The following is an 11,540-nucleotide window of genomic DNA, read 5'->3' on the forward strand; positions in this document are numbered from 1 at the left end:
TATACCTGATGGCAGGACTCCGCTTTGCGACACGATGTCGCAAAGTGGAAAACCATGTGCTTTCAGAAATATCCCCCTTGAATTCCCTGATCTTTCATTTTCCGGCATAACTCTTCTAATATCCGTTTCCGGTGGTTCTGTATCGTTTTCCGGCTGCAGCCAAAGAGCTTTGCCGTATCTGTTACCGTAGCTTCCGCAAAATACAGCAGTTCAATCAGCCTGGCGTCCTCTGCAGGCAGTTTTTCCAGAACTTCCCTCACTTTATCCCGGCAGATATTTCGCAAAACCGTCTCCTCCACCCCCTCTGCCACATCCTGGAAATGCCCTGAACCATTCCCCCGGACCTCTAAGCTGTCCAGACTGCATATGCCATGTTTCCGGTTCCGCTCCTTCTGATACCGCTCCCTGCGCCGTGACCGATACCATTCTAAATAAACCTCCCTGGTCACATCCACTAATGTACCGTCCGCCATCCGCAGCACATAATGATCCCGTTCCTTCGGCTGTTTCCCTCTCATGCCCGGCCCTCCCCGCAACATATCCTGTAATCAGGGCAATTCTGGGAAGCCTGATAATTTTTACGGATGCTGCGGACTGCCTGGGAAATCATTGCGGATACCGCCTGCTGGCTGATGCCTAATTCCTTTGAAATCTGCTCCTGTGTTTCTTCCTGCAGGTAATATTTTTGAATGACATATTTCTGCCTTGCCGATAAAATCCCCAATATTTCTGCCACCGTCTCTTGCCTTGTCAAATGCTCTAACATGGATTCTGTCAGGTTTTCCATTGCCAGCCAATCTTCGGATACAGCGCTGTAAGAAACATTCCAGCTCCGTTCCTTTTCTTCATGGTTCCGGTTCAGCCGGTCTTCGCCTTCCAGTACAAGCCGCAGATACCATTCCCTGTTTTCAAAAAATTGTTCCGGCAGGATAACCGTCTTTCCATCTGCCAGATACAGATAATCCCTGCATGAGTGAAGTAAAAACACTGTGAAATATTTTTCCACCTGATAAAGCACATAGCCACTCTGATAAGCGGATATTTCCGAATCCAAGCCAAGCCTTTCCTGTGCGATTACCGATCTGGATGTCCTTAGCTGCTTTGCCGTTGGAAGTTTTACTCCAAAACCCGGCACATCCACAATTCGTTTCAATTCCTGCAATGTCAGCATATATAGCCGCCTTTCTGCCCGAAGGCTGCGGGCGGCCTGGAAAACTGGCATCACAGGGATTGTCCGATACAGCAGGAAGGCAGTAAAATAACGCTCCCGGCTCACCCGTTTTTTTTAACGGGAGCCAAGAACCCCTTTTACCGCCTTTACCAGTCCATAACTTTATCCTTATATTTTTCTGATAATCCTGGTCTTTTTATCTGCCTTTCTGCTATCCCCCTTCCATCATCGTTTTCTCCTGTGGCTGTTTTCCTCTGATGTATCCAGTTTAACAGCCGGCCCTTCCGTTTACCCCAACATATATGTGGAGATTCCTGGAAAGGGCAACATATTTGTGGAACTTCAAGAACTGTGGTAAATCACATCACCTGCATTGCCGCAGTCCATCGACCAATGCCTCCATCGTCTGTAAAACCACCATCTGCTCACTCTGTTTCAGATGCCGGATGCGGCAGAACATCTTCCGGCACTGCCCATCCTCCTTCGTCTGGCCGCTTACGCCAAGAAGCTCGTTCGCATCCACGCCGAGTATCTGCACCATTTTTATAAATATCTCTATGGACATCGCAGACTGCCCGCCCTCAATGCGGCTGACGGTGTTGGCGCTGATCCCTGCCTGTTCCGCAACCTTCTCCTGTGACATGCTGATCTCATTCCTCCGGTCTCGGATACGGTTGCCCAATTCAATCAAGTCCTGCGACCCTGCACGATTGCCCAATATGCACCTCCTTCCTGGTCTGAATTTTCTCCCGGAACTTTCCGTCATCGTGTCGTAAAGTGCGCAGCCCGCTTTACATCCGCCATTCCGTCAAGCCCTGTCCCCTGACTTTGCGACACCGTGCCGTAAAGTTGGACAACAAAAAAACAGCCGTGTATCAAGCTGTTTTTACGGATTGTTATTCAATTTATGCCTGTATTGCCTGTCCTTTCTGTTTCTTTCTATTTCTTTCAAACGCCAATCACGCCCTGCAAGGCTTCTTTACAAATTCACTTATTTTCATACCTTCCTCCAATCTGTACCTGCATCCAGTATATCACGCCTGGCACACCGAAACAATTTTATCGCCAATATTCCCCGTGCTTTTTCATCCGCTCCCATATAGGTCATGGTTCACTTCCGCTGTGTAATAATTGCTTATGGTCATCGGGGCATTATACAGCGTTGTCAGAAGATATGCCTTGATATTTCCCACCTTCGTCGTATTTGCGCCCAGGCAGGTAAGGATATACTCAATATGCTCATGGTTCAGCTTCATAAACCGGTTCTTGACAAGCGCCGCCGGCTTTTCCACTCCTGCAACCCGCACTGTGCCATTGTCCGGCAGCATCATCACTTCCACCATCAGCTCCACCAGTTCATCCACGTCCTCCCTCCGGTGATAGCGCCCGTCCTGGAAACACTCGTAAGATATGTGTTCCCGGATGATGTCTCGGTAAGCATCCATCTCTCCCATCACATCCGGCTCTGTTCCTGGGATAGATGGATTAGACAGGATAGGATTAGGATGGATAGCAGACACACCGGATTCAGGATCATTAAGATCAGGCTTACTACACTCCGTTTCACTAAATTCAGGCTTACTTAAATCAGTCTTGTTAATATCAGTCTTATTAGATTGTGATTTTGGAAATTCTTGAATTGTGATTCCCACCATTCCAGAAGTATGATTTTCACCATTCTTGAATTGTGATTCTGGAGATTCTTGAATTGTGGTTTTCATCATTCCTGAATTGTGATTTTCACCATTCTTGAATTGTGATTCTGGAAATTCTTGAATTGTGGTTTTCACAACTCTTGAATTGTGATTTTCACTATTCTGTGCATTTATAGGCATTCCACCCTGTTTTTCCTCTCTTTCCTTGCCCTCTGTCTGCCGGATAATGAAATTTTTCACGTATATGACATTCGGCTTTCCAAGCCCCAGGCGTTTCTTTTCAATCAGTCCAATTCCTTTATCTGCATCCAGTTCTTTCAGAAGCCTTACCGCTTTTTGTGTACCACAGTTCATAAGCTCTGCAATTTCTTCCACTGTAAAAATGATATACACCCTGTCCTCTTCATCAAACCACCGGTTCTTTATGCTAAGGCTCATACGGTCTAATAAAAGACCGTATAAAACCTTCGCTTCACAAGAGAGAGACTTGAAGCATTCTGCAGTGAACAGAACCTTCGGAATCCGGTAAAACGTGTACTGCTCCGCTTCCATGCCCCGATAATAATCAAACTGTAATTCCTGCATCCGTTGTCCCTCCCTCCTTCTGCTTCCATTCCTCCAGAAGTGTATAGATCACATCCTCAATCTGCTCTTTGGAATATTCCGTCGGGAAATAATTGCGGATTCTCTTTGCGGAAATCGTCACATTCACATTTTCCTTCTCTTTCCGGATTAAAACTGCATATACATTCCCTTCCGTCAATTCCCCTGTTTCACTGCTTTCCTTTAGCTGTTCTGCCTGCGCTTTCGATGGGAATATGCCGCTGTTGCCGATGGCGTCCACAACCCATGCCTGTTCTTCTGCTTTCAGATAAGACAGTTTCTCCCCGGCCACCATAGGGATTTTATTTTCATCCACATAATCCATCAGTTCTTCCGCCAGTTCCGACAGCCGGATATAACGCTGCACTGTCCTCCCGCTGTCCCCGGCAGCTTCCCCGATGGCATCCGCAGTATATTTCTCCCCTTTGCTGCCCTGGTGCTTCATTGCTTCGTATTTCATCCGATATGCCTTCGCCTTCTCACTTGGCAGGATGTCCTCCCTCTGGATATTCGTATCGACCATCAGGACTACCGCTGTATCATCATCCATTTCCCGGATAATGACAGGCATTTCCGTAAGTCCGGCAAGCTCACAGGCCCGCCACCGTCTATGCCCTGCAATAACCTCATAGCCGCCTTCCGGATGCGGGCGCACAATCCCCGGCATCAACACGCCATACTGCTTTACGCTTTCCACCGTTTCCTGCATTTTTTCATCATCCAATACCCGGAACGGATGGCCTTTAAACGTATGCAGCTCACTTAGGGGAACGGAAGTGACCGTTTCGCCCGTTTCATCTATGCCAAACAAATCATCAAAGCTGTTCAGCTTTACCTTCTCTGCGCTCTTACTTTTCATCCGCAAGCACCTCCTGTGTCAGTGAGTGGTAGCCGCCTGCCACAATCCCCTTCGGATCATGAAGATAGATGCTTTTCCCCTCTGCCGTGGTTTCCGCAGCCTTTACAGATAACGGGATGCAGTTCTCAAAAATATGTACCCGGTTCCCATATACCTCCCGGATCTGCGCTGAAATGTCCCTTGCGAAGTTTGTTCTCCGGTCTACCTTTGTCAGCAGAATCCCCATAATATCAAGCGCTGGGTTTAGCTTTCTATGTACCCGTCCAATCGTCTTAATAAGCTGCTGAAGCCCTTTGACTGGGAGATATGCCGCCTCTACGGGAATCAGTACGCTGTCCGCCGCTACAAGGGCGTTTATCGTAATCATGCCAAGCGAGGGCATACAATCAATAATCGCAAAGTCATACTCCCCTTTTACGCTGTTGAGATACTGGCGCAGTATCGTTTCCCTGCTCATAACATTTACCAAGGCCGTTTCCAAGCCTGCCAGTTCGATATTTGCCGGGATAAAATCAATCCCTTCCTCATGGTGGATAATGCCCTCACCTAACTCTGCATCCTCGTCGTTGATTACCTTTTCCATGATGTTCACTAACGTCACATCCAGCTCGTCCGGCTCCGCAACACCTAAGCTCACCGCCATGCTGCCCTGCGCATCTGCCTCTACCAACAATACTTTCTTGCCTGCCCTGGCAAGCCCAATCCCTAAATTCACACACGTTGTAGTCTTGCCGACTCCGCCTTTCTGGTTTGCTACTGCGATCACTCTGCACATATATACTTTCCTCCTGATTCTCCAATCTATTTTTCTGTTCTTTCCACTTCCGCATATACACGGAAATACTTATTTGTCCCTTTGTTTGCAAATGGTTCCGACACTTCTTTCACATCCACGCCTTCATGCCGCTCCAAAAGCCGCCGGAACCAGTGAAGGTCTTTCTTTGTCCCCTGCATCCTGATTTTAAGCATATAAATCCTCCATATCCACGTAAAAACAGTATTCCGGATAGCGGAGCTTGACTGCCTCCCAAAAGTATCTGGCATAGCCGCAGCAGAATAAATCTTCCACTGTATAACAACGGAACTCCTTTAATTGTTCATCCACATCCTCCGTATCATAGACACTTGGCGTTCCATTACAATAGAGGTTAAATGCCATCCGTACAATTTTCGCACTTCCGCTGGTCTGCCATCCTTCCCGCAGGCATTCCGTTTTCACGCATCCTGTTTTAAAATCATAAATTCTGTTCACATTTACCCTAGTATCCTGACCAATCCCCAGGCAGTACACCAATGCTTTATGGTATACATCCTGGTATCTGCATTTCTGCAGGTACTCCTTATAAAAATCCTTATGTTCTTTGCTCTTGAAAGTAATTGTGCGAGTATCTTTGTTTCCTGCACCTTTCGCTGTATTCGCTGCCATAGCTTGTCCTCCTTATCTTATCTGCTTGTTTTTTTATATTCTTGGGAGCTACACTCCCAAACCCTTGTGGATTCGTGCTGCCAGTTACCCAAAATACGGCTAACTGTCAACCCGAATTTGCTTTTGCCCCGGAGAACGGTTTTTCACTCCTGACCTTAACGCTGTGTTTGCCATTTCCTTTTCCTCCAATTCAAATTTATTTTTTGACCATAACAAAAAAGGACACTTCCCTAAAATTTCTTTTAGAAAAATGTCCTTAAAGTGCTTACTGTATTAAGTTGGCTCATGTACCAATCAACGCATTATCAGGCATTATCCCGCATTATGCGTTGCAAATTTGTTGCAATTTTGTTGCAAAATCTGAATCGAAGTACCGCAAACCCTTGAAAATACTGGCTTTATTTGTCCAAAGACTTCATCGTGGGGAATAACAGCACATCCCGTATCGCCGCCGCATCCGTCAGCAGCATACACATCCTGTCGATCCCGAACCCAATCCCGCCTGTCGGCGGCATACCGATCTCCAGCGCATTCAGGAAATCCTCATCCGTAGTATTCGCCTCTTCATCGCCCTGCGCCAGCAGCTCTTCCTGCGCACGGAACCGCTCTCTCTGGTCGATCGGATCGTTCAGCTCAGAATAGGCATTCGCCATCTCCCATCCGTTCATGAAGAACTCAAAACGCTCTACATAATCCGGGTTCTCCGGTTTCTTCTTCGTAAGCGGCGAGATCTCAATCGGATGATCCATGACAAACGTCGGCTGGATCAGATGCTCTTCTGCGAATTCTTCGAAGAACAAGCTCAGGATATCACCCTTCTTATGTCTCTCCTCGAACTCTACATGGTGCTCTCTTGCAAGCGCCCGTGCCTGTTCAAGCGTCTCTACCTCATTCCAGTCGACGCCCGCATACTTCTTCACGGCATCAATCATCGTGATCCGCTCAAACGGCTTTCCAAGATCCATCTCCACACCGTTGTAGGTGATGGTAGTCGTTCCAAGCACTTCCTGCGCCACATGGCGGTACAGGTTCTCGGTCAGATCCATCATCCCATTATAGTCCGTATATGCCTGATATAATTCCATCAGGGTAAATTCCGGGTTATGCCTGGTATCCAGTCCTTCGTTCCTGAACACGCGACCGATCTCGTAGACTCTCTCTAATCCGCCGACGATCAGACGTTTCAGATATAATTCCAGGGAAATACGCAGCTTGAAGTCTTCGCTCAGCGCGTTGAAATGCGTCTCAAATGGTCTTGCAGCCGCACCTCCCGCATTGCTTACCAGCATGGGCGTCTCCACCTCTAAGAACCCTTGTCCGTCCAGATATCTACGGATCGAACTTAAGATCTTCGAGCGCTTGATGAATGTATCCCTGGCTTCCGGGTTCATGATCAGGTCCACGTACCGCTGACGGTAACGCATATCCGTATTGGTCAGGCCGTGGAACTTCTCCGGGAGTATCTGAAGGCTCTTGGACAAAAGCGTTACCGCAGCCGCATGAACAGAGATCTCTCCCGTCTTCGTCTTGAAGACCTCCCCTTCAATACCCACGATATCGCCGATATCCATCTTCTTAAAATCCTTATAAGCCTCTTCTCCTATACTGTCTCTTGCCACATAAGACTGGATATTGCCGCTCTGATCAAGAATATTACAGAAGGAAGCCTTGCCCATGACACGCTTCTGCATAACACGCCCCGCAAGCCTTACCTGCTTCCCTTCCATTTCCTCATAATTATTCTTAATATCTATAGCATGGCATGTTGTATCATACTTCGTGATCTCGAACGGATTCCTGCCGCTGCTCTGCAGCTCCGCAAGCTTCTCACGGCGAACCTTCCTCAACTGGTTAATATCCTGCTCCTGTACCTTCTTCTGCTGTTCAGCCACGTCTTCCTCTCCTTCCTTATAATGAACGGCTGATATGCAATACTTCGTATTCCATAACTCCCGCCTGAGTCTCTACTTCGACCTGGTCTCCCACCTTACAGCCGATCAACGCCTGTCCTACCGGAGATTCATTAGAGATCTTTCCTTCCAGACTGTTGGCCTCTGTGGAGCCTACCAGCTTAAATTCCATCTCTTCGTCAAATGTCTTGTCATAAACCTTTACCGTACATCCTACATTGATCTTATCAAAGTCTACCTCATCCTCGACTACAACTTCCGCATTCTTAAGAATACCTTCCAATTCTTCAATACGCGCCTCGATATCTCTCTGCTCGTCCTTCGCCGCATCGTACTCAGCGTTCTCGGACAAATCACCCTGTTCTCTTGCCTCTTTGATCTTACCGGCAACCTCCTTGCGCTTTACCACCTTCAAGTGCTCCAGTTCGTCCTCCAGTGCTTTCAAGCCCGCATAAGTAAGTAATCTTTTCTTAGCTTCCATGTGTCTTGCTTCCTTTCCTTCTCAACTTTCACAATTCAATTATTATACCGAAACGCCATAAGTATGTCAATGACTTTGATGCCGAAATCCCGCGGAAATCTTACTATTCACGTAACAGTTTTGCCTGACTGCCGCTGCTGTCCGCAGTCATTTTACATACATACGCAAAATCAGCCGGCGAAGCTGACTGCGCCGCTTCCCTGACCCGTTACAGTATATGCATGATTTCATATCTTCATACCTTGCAGAACAATCATACGCCCGCCCTGCAAGGGACATATTTCACAGGACACTCAATACTCTATATCCCGCCAAGAAGCTCCTCAAGCTCCTCATAACTCTCCACTCTGTTGATCGCATCTCTTAACTTCGCAGATCCTTCCATCCCTTTCGTATACCAGGATACATGCTTTCTCATCTCACGGATCCCAAGATAGTCTCCCTTGAATTCGATCTGCAGCCTGGCATGCCTGAGCATTGCCGCCCTCAACTCCTCTTTGGACGGCCTTGCGGCGGTTTCCCCCGTCCGCTCATATTCTGCGAGTTCCCGGAAGATCCAGGGATTCCCCTGTGCGCCCCGGCCGATCATCACGCCGTCGCAGCCCGTCTGCCGCATCATAGCCTGCGCCGTTTCCCCGGAAACCACGTCCCCGTTTCCGATCACAGGAATCGATACCGCCTCCTTTACCTGACGGATGATCTCCCAGTCTGCCCTGCCCGAGTAATACTGCTCTCTCGTCCTCCCATGGACGGCGACCGCCGCTCCTCCGGCTTCTTCTATGATCTTCGCGATTTCCGCCGCATTGACCTGCCCGTCGTCGAATCCCTTACGGATCTTCACCGTTACCGGTTTTCTGATCGCCTTTGCCGTCCGGTTTACGATCTCATACACCAGCTTCGGCTCCTTCATAAGCGCTGAGCCTTCACCGTTCTTCACGACCTTTGGAACCGGGCAGCCCATATTGATATCCAGGATCTGGAACGGAAGTTCCTCGATCTCCTTAGCCATCTCACTGATGATATACGGATCCGAACCAAATAGCTGCAGGGACACCGGATATTCCTTCGGATGGATAGCAAGCAATGCTTTTGTATTCTTATTCTTGTACTGCAGCGCTTTGGCGCTGATCATCTCCATACACAGAAGCCCCGCCCCCTGTTCCATACACAGCAGCCGGAACGGCAGATCCGTCACGCCCGCCATGGGAGCCAGAATATATGGATTTGCAAGTTCTATATTGCCGATTTTCAATTCAGGTACACCCCTTAAGTCAAATTTGGGGACGCAGCAAAACCGAATTTCACTACGCCCCTGTTATATTTTAATAACATCTACCGTTTGTTTTTCTCATAGATAAACCGCAGTCCCTTTAACGTCAGCTGCGAATCATAGACATCGATCACATCCGTTTCCTTCGCGATCATCTTCCCCAGACCTCCGCTTGCGATAACCTTCGCATTCAGATATCCCGATTCTTCCTTGATCTTCTTAACAATATACTCCGTCTGCCCGATCTGTCCAAAGACCAGTCCGGCCTGCATGCTGGCTACAGTCTCTTTCGCCAGGATAGATTCCGGCTTCTTGATCTCGATAGCGGGCAGCATTGCCGCCTGTTCCGTCATCGCCTGAGCCGCGATCCTGATTCCGGGCGCGATGACCGCTCCTTCGAAGGTTCCGTCCGCTCCTACGATATCATAGGTCGTCGCCGTGCCGAAGTCTATCACGATCACAGGTCCGCCGTACAGCGTATACGCCGCCACCGCATCCACGATACGGTCCGCCCCTACCTGCTTGGGATTCTCCGTCACAATGCGGATCCCTGTCTTGATCCCGGCAGATACCACCATCGGTTTGATCCCGAAGTATTTGATAAATGCGCTTCCGAGAGAATGCATGATATCCGGTACTACAGACGCAACGATCACAGCGGTAATCTCGGTGCTTCGGATACCCTGGCGTTCTACCAGCTCCTTTAGGGTGATCCCATATTCGTCCGAAGTCCTCGGAAGCTTCGTTGTCAGCCGGAATGTACCGAGCAGCTCTTCGCCTTTGAATACTCCCATTGTAATATTCGTATTTCCTACGTCGATCACTAACAGCATATCTCTCCTCCTTATACGTCCTCACCCAGAAAAAAGACCTTATAATACATCTGCAATGCTTCCAGAAGCTCCTGCTTCTCTCTTTGAAGCTGCTTGATCTTCAACTGACTCCCGATCTCGTCGAACATAGGGTCAAATTCCTCCGCGGTCACTTCAAAGCACAGTTCTCCGTCTTCATCATAGACCAGCGTAAGAATACCGCCCACATCATTGACATAGAGCACGCACATGATCTTCATCTCGTTCTTGACTGCCTCCGGAAGCTGCTCAAAATCCGGATTCAGATAATACTTTTCCTCATAAGAATTGGCGCCGCAGAGCACCACCTTCCCATCATACATATCCATATACTCCTCTCACAGACACCTCGCCGGCATAGACCGCCTTCTCCTGACCGTCCTGCATCCTGACTATCAGCTCTCCCGCGTCATTGATACCGAGCGCGCAGGCTTCATACTCATTGCGCGGCTCTAATACCCTCACCTTCTCGTCCTTATTTACCAGAAGGGAATTATAACGCGCCTTCAAGACTGACAGATCTTCCGTCTTAAGAAATGTCTCATAGCAAGCCTCGAAGCTCTCCATCACCGCCGCGATCAGTTCAGAGCGCCGTATACTGCCGCCAAGTTCCGTCTTCAAGGATATGGCCCGTTCTCTGATCTCCTCCGGAAATGTCTCCTGATTCACATTGATCCCAACCCCGATAACCACATGATTGATATAGTCGATCTCTGTACTCATCTCCGTCAGGATCCCGCAGACCTTCCTGCCGTGAAGCACGATATCATTGGGCCATTTGATCTGACAGTTGATCCCCGTAACCTTGCGGATTCCTTCTACCACGGCAACCGCCATCAGAAGCGTCAGTTGGGGCGCTTTGGCCGGCAGAATAGCCGGACGGAGCAAAATCGTCATATAGATACTGGTCCCGGCAGGCGATTCCCACCCCCGGCCCCGGCGGCCCTTCCCTGCCGCCTGGCGTTCTGCCACGAATAAGGTTCCGTGCCCGCAGCCCTTATCCCCGGCTTCCTTGGCACGGTTATTCGTAGAATCCGTCTCCTCATAATAGACGACTTGCGCCCCTGCCCATCTGCCCTTCGTCAGACTTTCGATCTCTGCTTTGGACATAACGTCAGGGCTGTCTATGAGCCGATATCCCTTATTCCTCACCGCCTCTATCTGATAGCCTTCCTTCTTAAGCTGCTCCATGACCTTCCACACTGCCGTCCGCGATACCTGGAAGCAGTCGCAGAGCTGCTGCCCGGACAGATATCCCTCATTCTCTTTCAGAAGCCGCAGAATCTCTGACTTCATAATATCTAACCTCCCATT

General features: G+C 48.9%; 13 protein-coding genes and 1 pseudogene. All 14 read right to left on the reverse strand.

Annotated elements, in window-relative coordinates; translation table 11 throughout:
• Positions 1-62 precede the first annotated feature (62 nt).
• The gene (locus VSQ62_RS28200; protein ID WP_016219878.1) at positions 63-518 is read right to left on the reverse strand and encodes an RNA polymerase sigma factor; all 456 of its coding nucleotides are present in this window, start codon (positions 516-518) and stop codon (positions 63-65) included.
• Positions 515-1,171, reverse strand: a complete 657-nt coding sequence (locus VSQ62_RS28205) for a sigma-70 family RNA polymerase sigma factor (RefSeq protein WP_016219877.1) — start codon at positions 1,169-1,171, stop codon at positions 515-517. The genes VSQ62_RS28200 and VSQ62_RS28205 overlap by 4 nt, the downstream gene beginning before the upstream one ends.
• Before the next feature lie 364 nt (positions 1,172-1,535).
• Positions 1,536-1,889: a helix-turn-helix domain-containing protein gene (locus tag VSQ62_RS28210; protein ID WP_016219876.1), complete on the reverse strand. Its 354-nt coding sequence runs from the start codon at positions 1,887-1,889 to the stop codon at positions 1,536-1,538.
• 367 nt (positions 1,890-2,256) lie between these two features.
• A complete protein-coding gene (locus VSQ62_RS28215) occupies positions 2,257-3,411 on the reverse strand; it encodes a replication initiator protein A (RefSeq protein ID WP_016219875.1) in 1,155 nt (384 codons plus the stop codon).
• Positions 3,392-4,288 carry a ParB/RepB/Spo0J family partition protein gene (locus VSQ62_RS28220; RefSeq protein WP_016219874.1) on the reverse strand — a complete coding sequence of 299 codons (897 nt, stop codon included), beginning with the start codon at positions 4,286-4,288 and terminating at the stop codon, positions 3,392-3,394. The genes VSQ62_RS28215 and VSQ62_RS28220 overlap by 20 nt, the downstream gene beginning before the upstream one ends.
• Positions 4,278-5,063: a ParA family protein gene (locus tag VSQ62_RS28225; RefSeq protein ID WP_016219873.1), complete on the reverse strand. Its 786-nt coding sequence runs from the start codon at positions 5,061-5,063 to the stop codon at positions 4,278-4,280. Before VSQ62_RS28225 ends, VSQ62_RS28220 begins: the two co-directional genes overlap by 11 nt.
• A 26-nt stretch (positions 5,064-5,089) precedes the next feature.
• The gene (locus VSQ62_RS28230) at positions 5,090-5,257 is read right to left on the reverse strand and encodes a hypothetical protein (protein WP_016219872.1); all 168 of its coding nucleotides are present in this window, start codon (positions 5,255-5,257) and stop codon (positions 5,090-5,092) included.
• Entirely contained in the window at positions 5,250-5,714 is a 465-nt protein-coding gene (locus VSQ62_RS28235; protein ID WP_016219871.1) for a DUF6075 family protein, read from the reverse strand. The genes VSQ62_RS28230 and VSQ62_RS28235 overlap by 8 nt, the downstream gene beginning before the upstream one ends.
• 410 nt (positions 5,715-6,124) lie before the next feature.
• Positions 6,125-7,606 (reverse strand): annotated as a pseudogene (gene lysS, locus VSQ62_RS28240) (lysine--tRNA ligase); the annotation flags it as partial.
• A gap of 16 nt (positions 7,607-7,622) precedes the next feature.
• Entirely contained in the window at positions 7,623-8,105 is a 483-nt protein-coding gene (gene greA, locus VSQ62_RS28245; protein WP_334638222.1) for a transcription elongation factor GreA, read from the reverse strand.
• A 301-nt stretch (positions 8,106-8,406) separates the two neighbouring features.
• Positions 8,407-9,357: a tRNA dihydrouridine synthase DusB gene (gene dusB / locus VSQ62_RS28250; protein ID WP_334638223.1), complete on the reverse strand. Its 951-nt coding sequence runs from the start codon at positions 9,355-9,357 to the stop codon at positions 8,407-8,409.
• Positions 9,358-9,437: 80 nt separating this feature from the next.
• Positions 9,438-10,208: a type III pantothenate kinase gene (locus tag VSQ62_RS28255; RefSeq protein ID WP_334638224.1), complete on the reverse strand. Its 771-nt coding sequence runs from the start codon at positions 10,206-10,208 to the stop codon at positions 9,438-9,440.
• Between the two features lie 11 nt (positions 10,209-10,219).
• Positions 10,220-10,549 (reverse strand): DUF6145 family protein, encoded by a 330-nt coding sequence (locus VSQ62_RS28260; RefSeq protein WP_334638225.1) that lies wholly within the window; start codon positions 10,547-10,549, stop codon positions 10,220-10,222.
• Positions 10,542-11,522, reverse strand: a complete 981-nt coding sequence (locus tag VSQ62_RS28265) for a biotin--[acetyl-CoA-carboxylase] ligase (protein ID WP_334638226.1) — start codon at positions 11,520-11,522, stop codon at positions 10,542-10,544. The genes VSQ62_RS28260 and VSQ62_RS28265 overlap by 8 nt, the downstream gene beginning before the upstream one ends.
• Between the last annotated feature and the right edge of the window lie 18 nt (positions 11,523-11,540).

The organism is Sporofaciens sp. JLR.KK001, from assembly GCF_036941055.1.
GTDB lineage: Bacteria > Bacillota > Clostridia > Lachnospirales > Lachnospiraceae > Sporofaciens.